Origin of the sequence: Prevotella sp. AM42-24 (assembly GCF_003461825.1) — a bacterium.
In the GTDB taxonomy this organism is placed as follows: Bacteria; Bacteroidota; Bacteroidia; order Bacteroidales; family Bacteroidaceae; genus Prevotella; species Prevotella hominis.
In genome coordinates this window covers 84,042-102,340 of sequence record NZ_QTXV01000008.1, presented here as the reverse complement: position 1 = coordinate 102,340, position 18,299 = coordinate 84,042, and the positions used below count along the sequence as shown (strand labels likewise).

General features: G+C 40.8%; 15 protein-coding genes. 8 read left to right on the top strand and 7 right to left on the bottom strand.

Annotated elements, in window-relative coordinates; all coding sequences use genetic code 11:
* Position 1: 1 nt before the first annotated feature.
* The 4 genes from DW917_RS04700 to DW917_RS04685 all read right to left on the bottom strand — a co-directional run bounded on the left by DW917_RS04700 (position 2) and on the right by DW917_RS04685 (position 5,793).
* On the bottom strand, positions 2-1,027 hold the full coding sequence (locus DW917_RS04700) for an ATP-dependent Clp protease proteolytic subunit (protein ID WP_118116903.1): 1,026 nt from the start codon (positions 1,025-1,027) through the stop codon (positions 2-4).
* Between the two features lie 61 nt (positions 1,028-1,088).
* Entirely contained in the window at positions 1,089-1,502 is a 414-nt protein-coding gene (locus tag DW917_RS04695; protein WP_118116902.1) for a hypothetical protein, read from the bottom strand.
* A 97-nt stretch (positions 1,503-1,599) separates the two neighbouring features.
* Positions 1,600-2,184, bottom strand: coding sequence for a hypothetical protein (locus DW917_RS04690; protein ID WP_118116901.1), 585 nt, complete (start codon positions 2,182-2,184; stop codon positions 1,600-1,602).
* Between the two features lie 672 nt (positions 2,185-2,856).
* Positions 2,857-5,793, bottom strand: a complete 2,937-nt coding sequence (locus tag DW917_RS04685; RefSeq protein ID WP_199545487.1) for a hypothetical protein — start codon at positions 5,791-5,793, stop codon at positions 2,857-2,859.
* Between the two features lie 94 nt (positions 5,794-5,887).
* On the opposite strand from DW917_RS04685, the gene DW917_RS17175 reads away from it, so the two are divergent.
* A complete protein-coding gene (locus DW917_RS17175) occupies positions 5,888-6,034 on the top strand; it encodes a hypothetical protein (protein ID WP_158570069.1) in 147 nt (48 codons plus the stop codon).
* Positions 6,035-6,171: 137 nt separating this feature from the next.
* Here DW917_RS17175 and DW917_RS04680 read toward each other — a convergent pair whose 3' ends face one another.
* Genes DW917_RS04680 through DW917_RS04670 form a run of 3 tightly spaced genes read right to left on the bottom strand, consistent with a single transcriptional unit; the run spans position 6,172 to position 6,882 of the window.
* Positions 6,172-6,486 (bottom strand): hypothetical protein, encoded by a 315-nt coding sequence (locus DW917_RS04680; protein WP_118116900.1) that lies wholly within the window; start codon positions 6,484-6,486, stop codon positions 6,172-6,174.
* Positions 6,470-6,676: a hypothetical protein gene (locus tag DW917_RS04675; protein ID WP_118116899.1), complete on the bottom strand. Its 207-nt coding sequence runs from the start codon at positions 6,674-6,676 to the stop codon at positions 6,470-6,472. Before DW917_RS04675 ends, DW917_RS04680 begins: the two co-directional genes overlap by 17 nt.
* Entirely contained in the window at positions 6,661-6,882 is a 222-nt protein-coding gene (locus DW917_RS04670; RefSeq protein WP_118116898.1) for a hypothetical protein, read from the bottom strand. The genes DW917_RS04675 and DW917_RS04670 overlap by 16 nt, the downstream gene beginning before the upstream one ends.
* Positions 6,883-7,003: 121 nt before the next feature.
* Between DW917_RS04670 and DW917_RS04665 the strand changes: the two genes are divergently transcribed.
* The 7 genes from DW917_RS04665 (at position 7,004) to DW917_RS04635 (ending at position 18,249) form a co-directional block, all read left to right on the top strand.
* Entirely contained in the window at positions 7,004-7,381 is a 378-nt protein-coding gene (locus DW917_RS04665; protein ID WP_118116897.1) for a helix-turn-helix transcriptional regulator, read from the top strand.
* Positions 7,382-7,704: 323 nt separating this feature from the next.
* Positions 7,705-8,301 carry a TetR/AcrR family transcriptional regulator gene (locus DW917_RS04660; protein WP_022109936.1) on the top strand — a complete coding sequence of 199 codons (597 nt, stop codon included), beginning with the start codon at positions 7,705-7,707 and terminating at the stop codon, positions 8,299-8,301.
* Positions 8,302-8,378: 77 nt separating this feature from the next.
* Entirely contained in the window at positions 8,379-9,137 is a 759-nt protein-coding gene (gene fabG / locus DW917_RS04655; RefSeq protein WP_118116896.1) for a 3-oxoacyl-[acyl-carrier-protein] reductase, read from the top strand.
* 21 nt (positions 9,138-9,158) lie between these two features.
* Positions 9,159-9,830, top strand: a complete 672-nt coding sequence (locus tag DW917_RS04650; protein WP_022109938.1) for an RluA family pseudouridine synthase — start codon at positions 9,159-9,161, stop codon at positions 9,828-9,830.
* Positions 9,831-9,861: 31 nt separating this feature from the next.
* On the top strand, positions 9,862-14,604 hold the full coding sequence (locus DW917_RS04645; protein WP_118116921.1) for a translocation/assembly module TamB domain-containing protein: 4,743 nt from the start codon (positions 9,862-9,864) through the stop codon (positions 14,602-14,604).
* An 86-nt stretch (positions 14,605-14,690) separates the two neighbouring features.
* A complete protein-coding gene (locus DW917_RS04640; RefSeq protein ID WP_233524632.1) occupies positions 14,691-17,042 on the top strand; it encodes a BamA/TamA family outer membrane protein in 2,352 nt (783 codons plus the stop codon).
* A 295-nt stretch (positions 17,043-17,337) separates the two neighbouring features.
* A complete protein-coding gene (locus DW917_RS04635; RefSeq protein ID WP_022109941.1) occupies positions 17,338-18,249 on the top strand; it encodes a nucleotidyltransferase in 912 nt (303 codons plus the stop codon).
* Positions 18,250-18,299 lie beyond the last annotated feature (50 nt).

Below are 18,299 nucleotides of genomic sequence, written 5' to 3'. Positions count from 1 at the left end.
GTTATGCAAATTGATTAATAGCGTCAAACACTTGACCTGAGAAGTAGTCCTGTGCCTTGGTGTCCTCTACAGCTGTAGAAGTACTACCACCTGGCTGATCCTCCAGATCCTTCACTTTATCCTTCAGGTCGTCTCTCTCCTTTTCGAGTTCCTTGACCTTGCCTTCCAAAGCCGTCTTTTCATTCTTGGCTTTGGTGAGTGCCTCGTCCTTGTCATGGATGGAGTTGGCATCGGCAGCCATCTTGTCCTCAATCTTCTGCATCTGCTCCTTGGAGATGGTGCAGTCCTTTGCGGAATCTTCTGCCTCAATACCCTCAATGTTGAGGACATTGTTAATGTGAGTCCAATTCTTGATCATATTTAAAATAATGTTATGTTGTTTGTCTTTTCCAAACAGACGGTCAAGGAAGCCTGGCTTCTTCTCGTACCATGAATTGACAACCTCTGGCAATACTGGAAGGTTGTTGTACTTGATAAAGTCTTGTGTCTGCTCGGTAATCTCGGCAGGCTTGCCATCCATGACTTCATCGACAAAACCAAGCTCGATGCACTCATCAACGGTGTGCCAGCGAGCTTCAGACATCACCTTGATGATGTCTTCATGATTTTTGCCGGAGCGGTCGCAGTAAACGTTGGCGATAATGTTGTCTATTTTCTGCTGGTTTTCCTGCTGTTTCTGAAGCTGCTCGATGAGAGATCCAATCTCTTCCTCGTTGAGCGCAGACCATACGAACTGCTCTGTGGAGCATTTGTGGACGAGGAGTAAAGTGTATTTGCTCATGCGGATCTTGTTGGCACCCATCGCACAGATGGTTGCAGCGGATGCAGAGAAGCCAGCCTGGAAGTCAACGGTGACATCACCATGTGACTTGAACATCTGGCAGATGGCGAGACCGGCGGAAACTTCTCCACCAAGCGAGTCGATGGAGACATCTACATGCTTGCCTTTGTTGTCATTGAGAATGTCGTGGACCATTCTCTTAGTCCACGACCCAATGTAGCCAGTGATTGATATTTGATATTTCATATAGCTTTGCGAATAAGAACACTGCAAAGTTATATAATATGAGGGAAGAATAAAAAAACTTTTATTCGATGATTTGGAGCGGTTTTATCACATCAGACCATGTAACGGTATAGGCGATGAGTGAACTGTCGGTGTGCGAGCTCGGCATAAGCTCGGAGCGAGTGAGGACAGGAAACGGGCGATGGTCGCGCCCGATGAGGTATCGGCACCCATCGGCGGTTGTCACCCTGTATGCGAGTGGTATGTCGTCAGAATTAATTTGCTCACACGACTTGAAGGTGAGTTTCGACGTGAAAATACGAACCTTAGACTCTACTTTGTCGGAGATTTCACAACTTGACGGATTTTTGCACTGAATCTGTCTAAACTCGACATCCTGTGGAAGAATGCAAAGATGACGTGCTGGGAAGATCACACTCTTGAGTTTCTCTGCCTCAGCCGCCTCTATTTTGATGATGTTTTTGATGTATGCCATAAGCTTTGAAATATTTCTAAGTTGTTCGGACTTGTTCGGGTTTGTTTGGATATTTCGGTTTTGTTCGGAGTTGTTCGCAGCGACGGAAAATTTTATGCTAACATTTACTAAATCTTGTTGTAGAATTTAAAATAACGCCTTTTTTTGCGTGTTGATCACGCATTCTGTAGAAGCATTGACGCACAGTATCCTCATAATCGATACCAATACCATGCTGCTCGCACCATGCAGAAATGATGGAAGATATGCGGCATGATCGGTCAGCAATATCCTTAAGCGATGCCCAGAGATCCATCTTGAAGAGGTCGATGATGACCTCCTTGATGGCACGTCTTGCTCGAGGACCGAGATAACAGTACTCTCGCACAGGTTTAGCCTTGGAGTCAGGGAGCATGATAGCGAGATATTCATCAGGATGAGTGAGCCAACGGCTCTCCTCGAACTCCTTATCCTTAAATATATGAGAAGCACTCTGATGAAGCTTTGTGGAGTCTGCAGCCTCCTGCTCTGTTTGACTCTCCTGTTCAACAAGTGAGAGTTTTGCCGATGGAGGTTTAGTGGTGAACTTGCGGATCACCGCTACCTCATTGCCACCGACAGGAAAGATGACAGGGGTGCCATAGGCATGATATGCCCATTGCCTGATGTGAGTGGGAATTTTAATATAAACGACTGGATTCATATATATATGCGTTTTTTGCGGCAAAGATACGAAGAATTTTTGAGAATACTAAAGATAATCAGTAAAAACTAACTTTTATCAGTAAAGTTGGTGTGATATAATTTCGTCCGAAAAGTTTGTATTTTTGTATCATGCAAACTTGGCTTTGTAAGTAGCTGATAATCAGTGTATTTTGTATGATACAATTTTGTGATACAGAAAATGTAACACTTTCGATTTTGTTACATAGACAAATCGCGGAGTTAATAACCAGTATTAGAATGGGCTTGTTACAAACTTGAAAATTTTTGTAAAGTAGTTGTAACGCAACTTTGTAAACACCGCAAATGTGGCTTAACTCCCTATCTATCAGTTATTTATCTTTTTTGCTAACATTCTGTTACAGAGTTACAAAGGATTTGTATAAAATAAAAGAAAGGGGTGTGGGGAAAACGACGGCATGGGCGTGAAAATAGAGTAGGGGAGACGGTCAGAACGACTGGTGAGGAGGTCTTGGCCAAAGAAAAAGGGAGCGATGGGCCAATGCTCACCGCTCCCTCGTAACATGGGAAAAGAATTATAAAATCAGCAAAATTTGCTTGAAAATTTTGCTCAAAATATTTGCATAATTCAGATATTTTTTGTACCTTTGCACTATAACTTGGGGCTATCTATTCTTTTATTTATAGATGGTCAGAAAGGGTCAGTACATCCACCTGCGTCTGTCATGTTGAAAGGAATGGTGGGTTGTATATCACCTTGGTTTGCTTGAGTATCCTCTTTTTTAACATCACTCTTTTTGCTTCTGAGATAAATCATCTCAACAGGGCTGCCATCTGGATTGGCCGGATCGCGTCTGATGATGCGATGCTGGCTGTTGCAGAGATCCTCTGGGTTCAGCTCTTTGATGTAAGGACACAACTCAACGAACGCCTTCAGCTTCTTGGTGAAGCTCTGAGTTGTCGCCTTGTTGATGCCTGAGAATTGCTTGAAGTCGTTGAAAGCACGCTCTCTCACGATGAATTTGTCGAGTCGCTCGCTCTCCTCTGAGAAGTAAGTGGCAGCCCAATCTTCGAAGTTAACGCCCATGTCTGCCTTGAACTTACGCTTGATGATGTTATCCATCGGTGGCATGATCTTGATGGGTTCATTGGCCAAGGAGAGGTAAAAACGGCAGCACTGCAGGAAAAAATTGATGTCCGCATTCCATTCATCCTCGGTGTATGTCTTTGAGAACAGATCCTCGTCGAAGTCATCACGGATGCTACGTGTCTCCTGGTAGTCGTTTTCTTCTGTGCGCTGGTGGTAATAGTCTGAGAATACCATATAGAGCAATCTTGCTTCTGAGGATGGGTCGAAGTCTGCAGGCACATAATTAGTGGTGAAAGCAATCTTCGGACTATCCTCAAAAGGAATCGTGAAGCTTTGGTTATTCTTTGGGTTTACTGTCATATCTGAAGTAATGTTGTCGTAAAAGAGACCTGTGTTGAGATATCGGTCGCAGTCATCAAGCAACAGCATTTGAGTGTGCTGGGTAACCTGGTCGAAGACATGAGGGTTGTCCATCAGCTTCGGGTTGCGCCCGGAAAGTTTAACAGTCTTCATCAGCAAGGAGAGGGTCTTGAAGAAGAAACTCTTGCCGGAACGACCATTGCACTCGTTATTCTCGCCGATTTTATTATCCATGGCCATTGGCGCCCATGCTCTTGATGGTGCCTTGTAGTGATGGAGCATATAGCCGAATGTGAAAATCTTGTTTATCAGATTCTGTTTTTGCTCCTGGATCTCAGTGTCGGCGAGACCAACGCCTGCTATATCGAAGAGGTGAGCCTTATGGTAAGCCTCCTTTTCATCAATACTTTTGTCCTCGAAAGCATACTCCAGCTCCTTGCGCCAATAGGTGCGTGAGGCGTTGATGAGGTATCCGAAGAAATGGGATTTCACGCTTTTGATCTCAATGTCAAACTTCGGTCTTCCATCCTCATCTATGGTGCGAGAGATAGCGAACATGTCGTCTAACTTTTTGAAGTTGTGATCGATGACATTCTCTTGCCACACGTAGTTTTTCAACGAACTGCCTTCACGCTGATACTCCGTCAAGCCATCCTTGCTGACCTCTACGCTGACTCGAGGAAAGAAGAATAGTTGTGAGTGGTTGGTGTAGCTGGTGAAGTCTAACGTAATCTCTTGCAGTGAGTCGAGCGCAGCGCTGGAGAGCTTCGGGGTATTCAGAACCAGGTTGAGGATATCTCGCTTTTCAGCTCTATCGATGACCCATTGACGGCAGAACTCTCGGATGTCTCTTGTTGTTATGAGCTTGACGATGTTGCCTGTGATGCGGACATACTTAGTAATTGTGGAGTTGTCGTCATGTAAGGTGTAAAAACCATTGAGGCGAAGAAAATTATAGAGGCACGCAGTGTCAATGTAATGGTCCCAGGTGTTGGCCTTTTTGTTGAGCTTGCTCACCCAGAAGCGAGCTGGCATGGCAAGTGTCATAAGATTGCGGAAGTCTTTGCGTGTATTGCGCAACTCCATCCAGTCTCGTAGGTCTTTGCGCCCCTTACCACGGTTGTCATGGTAAGTACGAAGCCATGAAGGCAGCCATATTGTATGAACATCGATGAAGCGCAGAGCTAACTCTGTACCCTTAGCAATGCCCGTCTCGTCAATGTCTGGTATATTGTAGAGTACCTCGACATATTTCATGATTTCTTTGTATTCTTCTTCACTCAACTTGTAAGTCTCGGAGTTGAACCATAGAGGGTGGTAGCCCAAGGATCGGCAACAGAGACTGTCACGCTCTCCACTGCAGATGAAAGCTTCAGGTAACTTCTTTTCCTTGTAAGGCTTGGACTCATCGGTGTTGGTCTTGTTGTATTCGGCCTCCTCACGTCTGTTAAATTCGTGGTAAGCTGCTTTCAGCTCGGCAAGCCCATTGATGTATGATTTTGGTTTTATGCCTTCAGGTGTATAAGAGAATCGCCATTGCTTTTGATAGTTAAGAGGCTCGTATATCTTAAAGAACTTGACTTCCGGTTTATCGCCTGAAGCCGGAGATACAAGGCACTCACGCATGAATATCGGATAGTGCTCATTACTGTACTTGATTTTAACCTTGCGGTCTTTTACGTAGCCAATCCATTTGGCAGAGTGCCAGTTGAGCGCATCGACGTGCTCCTGTTTGACGTTTGGACCAAGTACACTCAGCTCGTTGTCGGTAAACTTCTCCTTGAGCTCAAATATGCGAGTGCCGTCTTTCTCCTCTATGGTGGCATCTCGCTCAGCGAAGGTTGGCTTGTTGACATCCTTCTTCAACTCGTCGCTGACGTTGAACTCTGCAGCCAATCGTAGAATAGCGTCAGGAAAGCGACTGATGTTTTTCTCTTTCATATAGAGGTCGATAGGTGATTCTGCTACACCTTCGCCTCCAAAGTCCGTCACCTTCCAGCAGGCATCGTATTTTTTGATGCTGCAGGAAGGGGTCTTTTCGTTTCTTATAGCAAAGTGTTTTTTGACATTGCCATTGATACAGTATTTAGCGAAGCAATTTTTAGCATCTGGATATAGTGCGAAGATAATGTCCAGGCCGTCATTTGTCGCTTGATAAATTTGTTCTGCTTTGATCATATTTCTTTTCCCTTATTAAAATTCGCTTGCAAAGTTATTGCAAAGCAAGCTCAAAACAAAATACTTACTGTCGATAGACTTAATGCCTTAGAATATGACACTTTATGACTTTGTTGACAGCATTTGGTTGGGACAGGTTGAGTTCCGAGACAAAACGTCTTTCGTACTCGGCCTGCGTCTCACGCTCTTTACGGTGTGGGGGGGTAAGGATATCACAGATAACCTTATAGCCTGTTTCTAACGTTATTATTGCTTTCATAATCGCTAATTTTTTTTGGGGTGCATCCAAGTGGTTCAGATTTATGCTCTACATATCTGCGAAATAGGGGACAGTATCTTCCATTGATACAGTTCACCCCTATTGGGCAACTTAGACATTTACTTGGAGGCATCTACCTGTACGTTAAATCTATCGTTGTGGATGAGAAGCTTGGCTTTGATATATTCTGGTCTTTGCTCCTCCTCGTTCCAAGCAATTTCCCTGTAGTCTCTGCTATCGATGTAGCACTCTGAGGCTCTTCCGTCCCCAGTCCATTCTACGATATGATCTTTATCATATTCGTCTTGGGCAGGAATAGTGCCAAGTATGCGAATACCAAACTTGGCACTAATTCTGACTTCGTGTATGATAACATCGGGGAACTTTTCTGTGATGGCATCCTCGATAGATTTCATTTTAATCTTCTTTTTCATTGTTCTTCATTCTATATTTGACAATACCCTCGACGATGCCAACCTCTGCATCATCATATGAAATTTCGACATTAGTCGTGCCTTTGTGGAAAATTCCATAGCAAACCTCCGCATTGACATTTGCATCCTCGAAGTCTTTGTTGATGGCTTCAAGTTGCTTATGATTGCATCTTATTACAATTTTTCCCATGCTCCTTCGTTGATAATTTCATCGACAATATCTTTTTGGTATGGCAACCAGTTATCTTTTTTAATTTTGTCATAGATGCCAGATGCAGACATACCGAACTTCAGTTGGAGGGCAAGTATAAACTTGCTTCTCTTTTTGCGTGGAATTTCATTGTACCAGTCGAGCAATGAATTTTTCTCATCATTTTTTTGCTTTTTTTCTTCCATAATTGAAATATTATTATTAACTTTGTTGCAAAGTTACTAATAAAAATTAGAAAAGACTAACGATAATAAGTAAAATTACTAATGATAGTTAGTTAAATATTATTAATTAAATGGTATAATTATGTTTAATGGTCAGATACTCAGACAGTTAATAGCAAATGCTGGATTAACTAAAAAAGAGTTTGAAAAGCAAATGTTCGGTAGTAAATCCACCGACCTCTACCATCTGGAGAAAGCAAAGAATCTCCGTAGTGATACTCTTGAGCGTCTGCGTGATGTATTGAAGTGCTCTATGGATGATCTCTTTACCGCACCATCTTGGGCTTCGAGTGGGACGGGAGCAGTTGTGGGCTCAAATAATGTAATGTCCACGGTCGCTATTGGTAATGCTTCGCTTGAATCCCAGTATCTAAAAGAGTTAATCTTGGAGAAGGACAAGCGCATCTGTACGTTAGAAAATTATATAAAATTGTTAGAAAGTAAGGAAAATAGAGACTAAATACGAACGAAAGTTAGTAAAATAACTCTTCTATAATAAGGAACAGGTACAATTAATATTAATTTGGTCTTGGTATTAACAACTTATCTTAGTAGTTTGGGCGGTTAGAAGGTTTAGTCCTGCCGCCGCAACTAAATGATGGTAAGAAGTTTTTCTTCTTACCATTTTTTTGTTTTATATCTCTCTTGTTTCCTTAATTGCCTAATAATTTTATCCATGTGCAAAGATTTAACACTTATTTTTTGTTTATGTCGAATAAAACTACTACTTTTGCACATTGATAAATTATTGTGCAACTAAAATCAATATGGAGGTATCTGATCATGTCAATATCCAAAACGAGACAGAAATTGGTAGATGTCGCTAGACAACTATTCGCTAAGAATGGTATTGCTAATACTACCATGAATGATATTGCTGTGGCTTCTGGTAAAGGACGTCGCACTCTTTATACATATTTCAGTAGAAAGGAAGATGTGTATTATGCTGTGATAGAGTCTGAATTGGAGCGCCTTTCTGATAAACTGGATGAGGTTGCTACAAGTAAAATCCGACCACAGGATAAGATTATTGAGTTGATTTATACGCATTTAAGTATGATTAAGGAAACTGTAGTGCGTAATGGAAACTTGAGAGCTGAATTCTTCCGTAATATATGGATGGTGGAAAAGGCAAGAAAAAACTTTGATGAAGATGAAATAGAACTTCTCAGACGTGTTTATGCCGAAGGCAAGGAAGAAGGAGAATTCGACATAGATAATGTTGACTTAGTGGCGGATATTACGCATTATTGTATTAAAGGATTGGAAGTTCCATTTATTTATGGCAGATTGGGACATGGATTGAATGTTGAGTCTAGTAGGCCTTTGGTTGCCAAAGTTGTATATGGTGCTTTAGGAAAATCCGGTCTGAAACTTTAATTATTTCGAGAATTTTTTATTATCTGATATTATCTGAATAGATAAAGAAGTACTAATTCAATTAAAATATTTACAAAATGGGATTATTAACAGGTAAGACAGCCCTTGTAACAGGTGCTGCACGCGGCATAGGTAAAGCTGTCGCTATGAAATTTGCTTCTGAGGGTGCTAATATCGCCTTTACAGATCTTGTACTCAATGACGAAATGGCAGCAGGTTTGGAGGCTACCCGTAAAGAAATTGAAGCTCTTGGAGTAACTTGCCGTGCTTATGCAGGTAATGCTGCTGATTTTGAGGAGACACAGAAGACCGTTAAGCAGATTCATGAAGACTTTGGCTCTATTGATGTCCTCGTAAATAACGCAGGTATTACAAAGGATGGTTTGATGCTTCGTATGAGTGAGGCTCAGTGGGATGCAGTTTTGAATGTTAACTTGAAGTCTGCTTTCAATTTCATTCATGCTTGTTCTCCTATTATGCTTCGCCAGCGTGGTGGTTCTATCATTAATATGGCATCTGTTGTAGGTGTACATGGTAATGCTGGTCAGTGTAACTATGCTGCTTCTAAAGCTGGTATGATTGCGCTTGCTAAGTCTATTGCTCAGGAGTTGGGTCCTAAGGGCGTACGTGCTAATGCCGTTGCTCCGGGTTTCATTGAGACTGCTATGACTGCACAGTTGCCAGAGGATATCCGTAAGGATTGGATGAAGAAGATTCCTTTGCGTCGCGGTGGTCAGACTGAGGATATCGCTAACGTTTGCCTTTTCCTCGCTTCTGATATGTCTAGCTACGTAAGTGGTCAGGTTATCCAGATCGATGGTGGTATGAATATGTAATCTATCCTTTATTAAAAAATAATGCAGGTAGTTTACGAAGACAACCATATTATAATAGTCTCCAAGAGAAGTGGTGAAATCGTTCAAGGTGATAAAACCGGTGATGAGCCTCTCTCGGAGACTGTGAAAAAATATATTAAGGACAAGTACCACAAACCGGGAAATGTTTTCCTGGGTGTGGTACATCGCCTTGATCGCCCTGTTGCTGGGCTTGTAGTTTTTGCCAAAACGTCTAAAGCTCTTTCGCGTTTGAATAATATGTTCCGTGATGGAGATGTGCATAAGACTTATTGGGCAATAACAAAGAATACGCCTAAGGAGTCAGAGGCGACTTTGACTCATTGGATTGTTAGAAATGAAAAGCAGAATAAAAGTTATGCTTATGATCATGAGGTGAAAAATTCCAAGAAAGCAATTCTAAAATACAAAGTAATTGGTCGTACAGACAATTATACATTATTGGAAGTGAACCTTATGACTGGCCGTCATCATCAGATAAGATGTCAACTTGCTAAAATGGGGTGTCCTATCAAGGGAGATTTGAAATATGGTTCCCCACGTAGCAATCCTGATGGAAGTATTTGTCTTTTATCTCATCATGTTGAATTCCTACATCCTGTATCTAAGGAGTTGATATCAATTGAAGCTCCGTTGCCGGATGATAATCTATGGCGAGCGATAGCACCAATTTAGAAGTGTTTTAGTCATCTAAACCTTTATGCCTATGAAGAAGTATATCAAATGGAGTGTTTTCATTCTCTTTTCTCCGATACTCCTCATCATGATACTTGCTGTTATGCTTTATTTGCCACCCGTTCAGAATTGGGCAGTAAGGCATGTGGCAGCGTATGCTTCTGAATCTACGGGCATGGATGTTACTGTGGATCACGTAAAACTGGTATTCCCTTTACGGCTTGGCGTGGAAGGTGTGCAGGTTCTGCAACCTATAGACTCTCTTAAAAATAGCACAAATCTTTCATTGCGTGGAAAAAAAGATACTATTGCTGACATTAGAAAAATGATAGTTGATGTTCAACTGATGCCTATTTTCCATAGTCAAGTGATGGTTGATCAGTTGGATTTCGATGGAATGAAAGTGAATACTGCCAATTTTATTCACGAGGCGCGTATCAAAGGAAATGTCGGAAAACTCAGTGTCCAGGCACATGGTATTGATTTAGCCAATGAGCATGTTTTAGTAGAGAATGCATTGCTCGCTGACGCTAAATTGGCTGTTGAACTAAGTGATACTGTACCTGCAGATACTGCCCCAAGTGAAAACTTTTGGAAAATCAATCTACAAAAGCTGAAATTAAAAAACACTAATCTTACGTTGCATATGCCTGGGGATACTCTTCAGGTAAGTGCTTATTTTGGAAATGCGTTAGCTCAAGAAACGTATCTTGATCTTTTCAAAGGATTATATCAGGTTAAGAAGTTGGATTGGGAAAACGGATGGGTCTCTTATGACAATAATTTCGAAAAGCCCGTTTCTGGTATAGACTTCAATCATCTGGCTTTATCTGGGATGAATTTGAAGGCGGATTCGTTCTATTATTGTGATTCCAAAATAGATGTCAAAATTCGTGAGGCGCAATTTAAGGAAAAGAGCGGCTTGTCTATATCGCAAATGAATGGTAGATTCGTGATGGATTCTACCAAATTAGCATTGCCGGATTTTTATCTCAAGACTCCTGTATCACAGTTGAAGGCTACTGTGGATATGGATATGGATGCTTTCGCTGAGAGTAATCCTGGACATCTCGCTGCATTGATTGATGGAAGTCTGGGTAAATCTGATTTGATGCTTTTTGCAGGCGATGCAATGCCTGAAAAAATGAAAAAAATGTGGCCTTATTACCCTCTTAAGTTGAAAGGATCGGTAAAAGGAAACTTGCAGCAATTGGCCTTTGATGGGTTGAAGGCTGTCTTACCTTCTGCCTTTGATATTTCCGCCCATGGAACATTGGGCAGTTTGACGGATATGAATAAGTTGAAGGCAAATGTCAACTTAAATGCTCGTACCTACAACTTAGGTTTCATTACAGCCATGTTGGAGCCTTCTTTGATGAAAGAAATATGTGTTCCTAATGGTATTGGAATTAAGGGAAATATAAATGTTGATGGTCAACGATATGCTACCAAGTTGGCTTTAACTGAGGGTAGAGGTAGCTTGAATATAGATGCTTCTGTTATCGCAAAAACTAACTCTACTGGTGGAATAGATTTGGGACGTCTGGCTTACGATGCCAAAATTCAGGCCAAGAATGTTCAGGCGAAGCATTTCCTTCCAAAACAGGATTTGTATGCTTTTAGTGGTAATATAAAAGCCAAAGGAGTGGGTACTGATTTCTTGTCACCTTCCACCCGTTTGGCTGCTAAGGCTCAAGTATCTTCAGTTCATTATGGGAAATATAAGATAAATAATGTACTGGCGATTGCTCATGTTGCTCACGGAAAGGTGCATGCTGATGTGGATAGTAAAAATCAATTTCTTACAGGGTTGGTAAGTTTGGATGCACTGACTAATACGAAGAAGGTGCAGGCTACAATAAAAGCAGATGTCCGACAGGCAGACCTTTATCTGTTGCAATTGGTAGAAAAACCGATGAAGGCAGCTTTGTGTGGCTACATGGATGTCAATACTGATTTGAAAGATTTTTATAATCTTCAAGCTTCTGTGGGTGATATTACTTTGCGTACAGCAAATAAAGTTTATCGACCTGTAGATGTTCTCTTGGATGTGTTCACGCGTAAGGATACAACTCATGCTATTGTAGATTGTGGTGATTTTCATCTTAATATGGATGCTCATGGAGGGTATAAAAAACTGCTTGGACATATAGATGGATTGCAACGAGAATTATTCAGTCAGATGAAGAATCGCAAGATAGACCAGATTCGTCTTCGCCAGAATTTTCCTTTGGGGCATATTTATCTTTCTTCAGGAAAAAATAATTTTATTTCCCGTTTCATCGAATATTGTGGATATCAGTTTAAAACTATAGAGATGGATCTGAATGCCTCTCCTGTTATGGGATTGAATGGATTTTTTCATGTTGATTCTATGGTGGTCCAAGGTGTTCAGTTGGATACGATACGTGCTCTTGTGCATACTAAGGGTGACACCATCCACTATTCTGCAAGAATTGAAAATAATAAGAAAAATCCACAATATGTTTTCCGTGCCTTGGTGGATGGTGAATTACAGGAAAAAGGTTCTGATATTAAGGCAAAGCTCTATGATGCCAATAATAAATTAGGTCTTGATGTAGGATTAGCGGCTTTGATGCAGGATAATGGAATCAAAGTTTCACTTACGGATACGCATCCGATTCTTGGCTATAAGAAGTTTAAGGCTAATGCTGATAATTACTTGATGCTCTCTGATGACCAGAGAGTATCGGCTAATCTGTTGTTGACTGCTTCTGGTGGTATGGGCGTGCGAGTCTATTCTAATGATGAAAATGAGGACGCATTGCAGGATATAACGGTCAGTTTGAGTAAATTCAACCTGGATAAGGTTCTGAGCGTCATTCCTTATATGCCTGATATTTCTGGCATCATGGATGGTGACTTCCACGTTATTCAGACAAAGGAAGAACTTTCTGTTTCTTCTAATCTGAAGATTGATAACCTTGTCTATGAGAAATGTCCGATGGGCGATGTTGGGTCTGAATTTGTCTATATGCCTAAGAGCGATGGTTCTCATTATGTAGATGGCATTCTGACTTATGAGGGTGAGGATGTGGCAACAGTTAAGGGTACCTATCAGTCTGAAGGAGCCGGATATCTTGATGCTACTGTAGGGCTTGATAAAATTCCGCTTCACTTTATCAATGGATTTGTTCCAGACCAGTTGCTTGGTTTGAAAGGATATGGGGAAGGTGAACTTGCTGTAAAGGGTGCTCTGAATAAACCGCATGTAGAAGGTGAGGTTTATCTGGATTCTGCATATCTGATAAGTGAACCGTATGGAATTTCTATGCGTTTTGACGATGATCCTGTGCGTATCGTAGATAGCAAGTTACTCTTCGAAAACTTCATGATGTATGCAAACAATGAGAGTCCGCTAAATCTGCAAGGAAATCTGGATTTCTCTAATGTGGACAGAATGATGCTCGACTTACGTATGAGAGCTCAGAACTTCCTTTTGATAGATGCTAAGGAGAATTTGCGCTCTGAGGCATTTGGTAAAGCTTATGTCAATTTCTTTGCAATGATGAAAGGGCCTTTGACCAGCCTTCAGATGCGTGGAAAATTGGATGTGTTGGGAAATACAGATATGACTTATGTCTTACGTGAATCAGAACTGTCAACCGATTCTCAGTTGGATGAGTTGGTGAAGTTCACTGATTTTAAGAGTGGTAAGGAAGAGACTATTGTGCGTCCAGCCATTGAAGGATTTGATATGATGCTCAGTATGTCTATTGATGAATCTGCTCATATTCTGTGTGCTCTGAATGAAGAAAAGACGAACTATATAGATTTGATGGGTGGCGGTGACTTGCAAATGAAATATAACCCTGTCGATAATATTCAGTTGACTGGTAAATATACATTAAATAATGGAGCGATGAAGTACTCATTGCCAATTATTCCATTGAAGACCTTTACCATACAAGATGGCAGTTACCTTGAGTTTACGGGTGATCCTTTTAATCCTATTCTTAATATTACTGCGACAGAAAATATGAAATCTACTGTTAATGAGGGACAGGGAACAGGTCGCTCTGTGGATTTTGTGTGTGGTGTGAAGTTGACCCAGACATTGAGTAAGCCTGGTATTCAGTTTATCATTTCTGCTCCTAATGATATGACAATGCAGGATGAATTGAATACAATGAGTATTGAGGAACGAGGTAAAATTGCAGTTACGATGCTTGCATCAGGTATGTATCTTTCTGGTGGAAATACCAGCGATTTCTCTATGAACAGTGCCTTGAGTAGTTTCTTGAACTCGGAAATCAATAATATTGCAGGTTCTGCCATGCGATCTTTGGGACTGGATCTTGGTATGAGCGTGGATAATTCTACGAACGCTTCCGGAGCTTTGCATACAGACTATAATTTCAAGTTTGCCAAACGTTTCTTCAATAATCGTTTGAGTTTCACCATAGGTGGAAAAGTTTCTTCTGGAGCAGAAATGGAGAATGCTGGAAATAACGATTCGTTCTTCAATAATGTAGAGCTGCAATATAGACTTAATGAAGGTGCTTCGCAGTATATCCGTGCTTTTTATAACAACAATACTTACGATTGGTTGGAAGGCCTGGTCGGTGAATATGGCGTTGGTTTTATGTGGCGCAGAAAGTTACAACACTTCAAGGATATTTTCCGTTTCAAGACGGAAAAACAAGATGTTCCAGTTGAAAATGTCAGAAAAGATACTATTGTGAGAAAAAAAATGGAGGATAGTACTTCTGTAAAGCCTCGATTCTTTGATCCGTTGAGAGAGAAGCTGTAATAAAATACCTCTTGGTTATCTTTGATTAATGAATGATTATGAGAAAGAGTAAATTATACATTATTATATATGTGTTGACATTAATAATGTCAATACCTTTTTTGCTGGCATGTTCTTCTACGAGTGCATTAAAAGAGGGGCAGCAGCTTTTTACGGGATTGAAGCCTATTGAATATTCTAATTACGAAAAATCGGGCTATGCAGATTCTACAATGTTGGAAATGGAGAATGTGCTGGCTTCGGCTCCAAATGGTGCCCTTTTTGGAAGTAGTTATTATCGCACTCCTTTCCCCGTAAGATTATGGATATGGAATGCCTTTTCGCAGTCAGAAGGAGGTGTTGCTAAATGGATAACAAAGGCTTTTGGTTCTAAACCGAAGCTGATGTCGAATGTAAATCCTCAACTTCGTGCGCAGGTTGCAGAAAATCAGTTGGACAAGTATGGTTATTTTAATGGTAAAGTTACTTACGATGTTGTTACTGACAACAATCCGAAAAAAGCTAAAGTTGCTTATCATGTAGATATGGGACATCTTTGGACGCTTGATACTGTCAAGTATCTTGGATTCCCGAATGAAGGTCAGCAACTGATAGATTCTACCCGAAACCTGGCTGTTATCCGAACAGGTTCGCCATTTAATGTCTCTCGGCTCGAAGAGGAACGTCAGCGTATTACCCGGTTGTTCCGTAATAATGGTTATTATTTTTATAAAAATGGATATGCATCTTATCTGGCTGATACTTTAGGAACGCCGGGTAAGGCAGAAGTTCGTCTGATTATGGCCGACAGCATTGATACTATGGCTTTGCGCAAATGGTACATTGGTCATGTGAAATTCAATTTTAAAAGAAATTTTATGGAAGAATTGAAAGATTCTTTCGTAAGGGGCAAGCTGGAATTTTACTATAATGGGCGAAAGATGCCGATACGTGCAGGAGTTGTTTTGAAAGACTTAAAGCTTTTCCCAAAACGTCTCTATAAGATAGAAAATGAGGAGGCTGCTAAAAATCATCTGCAGGCAATGGGATTGTTTAGCTATACCAGTATTCAGTTTTCGCCACGTCTTTCTTCTAATGACAGGGTGTTGGTAAATGATTCCTGTGTATCCCTGTGTGATACATTGGATGCGACTATCGACTTGGTATTTGACAAACCCTATGATTTCTATATCGAGGCGAATGCAAAGGGAAAGACTACAGGACGAGTAGGACCTGAACTTGTGATAGGTTTGACTAAGAGAAATGCCTTTAAAGGTGGAGAAAAACTGGATATCAACTTGCATGGTTCCTATGAATGGCAGACTATACAACAAGAAGGTGCTAAATCAACTCATATAAATTCCTATGAGTATGGTTCGGATATTTCATTATCTTTCCCACGAATCATAACTCCTTGGAATATGTTTCGCACAATGGCTCAGAACGAGCGACGCTTCAGGGCGGGGCGTTTTCCACGGCGTTTTTATGGAACTCCGACAACTACCGTCAAGACTTCTATGAATGTGCTAAATAGGGCAAGTTATTTTCGTCGTCATGTTGTGTCTGGCGAATTGACATATAACTGGTCCACTTCTTCCCAGCATCATCATTCATTCAGTCCTCTTGTCCTTTCTTACGAGTACATGAATGCTCGAACGGCAGCTTTTGATAGCGTACTATCAAAGCATCCGTATCTCCAGATATCTATGCGCGATCAGTTTGTGCCAAAGATGAGCTATACCTATACCTATAATAGTCCGCTCAACTACCGTCATCCTATCACCTGGTCAACTACGGTGAGCGAAGCTGGTAATGTCTTGGCAACAGGTTATCTGATAGCAGGAAAAAAATGGAATGATAAGGATAAGCAGATGTTTAAAAATCCTTTTGCACAATTTCTTAAGTTAGAGACTGATTTCGTAAAATATTGGAAGTTGACCGAAAAATCCACGCTTGTTGGGCATTTGAATGCTGGTGTAGTCTGGAGTTATGGAAATACGGAAAAAGCTCCTTATTATGAGCAGTTCTATGTAGGAGGAGCCAATAGCATCCGAGCTTTCAATGTAAGAAGTATCGGACCGGGCAAATTTGCGCCTACTAATAGTAAGTTCTCATATATAGACCAGACGGGTGACATTAAGTTTGTTGCCAATCTGGAATATAGACCAAGAATTTGGGGTGATTTGTATGGTGCAATATTTCTGGATATGGGTAATGTCTGGAATATCCATGAAGAGGAGTATAGCGAAAATGGAAAATTTTATGCCCGAAACTTTTTTAAACAGATGGCTGTGGGTACGGGTGTTGGTGTCAGATATGACATGGGAATGTTTGTGATTCGTCTGGATTGGGGACTTGGATTGCATCTTCCTTACGAAACTGGCAAAAACGGATTTTATAATATTCACCGATTCAAAGATTCTCATAGTTTTCATTTTGCCGTGGGCTATCCTTTCTAGGAATGCCGGAATTTTAGAAATACCAGAATAAGTTTCTGTAGATATCGACAAAAGTTTCTATAGATGTCGAAAATTATTTTTGAACATCGCATTTAGAATGTTGTAGGCGTTTCTCGGAATACAGTAAAATGTTTTTCTGAATATAGTAAATTGTTCATTGAATGCTATAAAACGACAGAACTTTTACTTTTATTTGATTAAATCAAAAAAAAAGGAGAAAAAATAGTGGCACTCGCAAAATTTTTAGTACTTTTGCAGTCGGTATTAAACTATCAACTATTAATTAATAAATAATATGAAGCCAACACTATTGCTTTTAGCGGCAGGCATGGGTAGCCGCTACGGTGGTTTGAAACAGCTTGATGGTCTAGGTCCTAACGGTGAGACTATCATGGATTATAGCATTTATGATGCTATCCAGGCTGGTTTCGGTAAAATTGTTTTTGTAATCCGCAAGGATTTCGAGGATCAGTTCCGTGAGAAGATTCTTTCAAAATATGAAGGACATATTCCTGCAGAACTCTGTTTTCAGTCTTTGGATGCACTTCCTGAAGGCTTTTCTGTACCAGAAGGCCGTGAGAAGCCTTGGGGTACCAATCATGCCGTATTGATGGCTAAAGATGTTATCAACGAGCCTTTCTGTGTTATCAACTGTGATGATTTCTATAATCGTGATTGCTTTATGGTAATCGGCAAGTTCCTTTCTGAACTTCCAGAGGGTAGCAAGAATCGCTATGCAATGGTAGGTTTCCGTGTAGGCAATACTTTGAGCGACAATGGTACTGTTGCACGTGGTATTTGCTCTAAGGATGCAGATGAGAATCTGACTACTTGTGTAGAGCGTACAGAGATTATGCGTATTGATGGTAAGGTATCTTATAAGGACGAAGAAGGACAGTGGGTAGCTGTAGGTGACAATACTCCAGTTTCTATGAACGTATGGGGCTTTACTCCTGACTATTTCGAGCACAGTGAGGCTTATTTCAAAGAGTTCCTGAGCGATCCTAAGAATATGGAGAACAAGAAAGCTGAGTTCTTTATCCCGTTGATGGTCAACAAACTGATTAATGAAGGTACTTCTACAGTCAAGGTTTTGGATACTACAAGTAAGTGGTTTGGTGTAACATACTCAGCAGACCGCCAGAGCGTAGTTGAGAAGATTCAGAGTCTGATAGATGAGGGTGTTTATCCAAACAAACTTTTCTAATAAGTACTTGTGATAAGATAAATTCGTTTATCCTAATCTTTTTCAGTAAA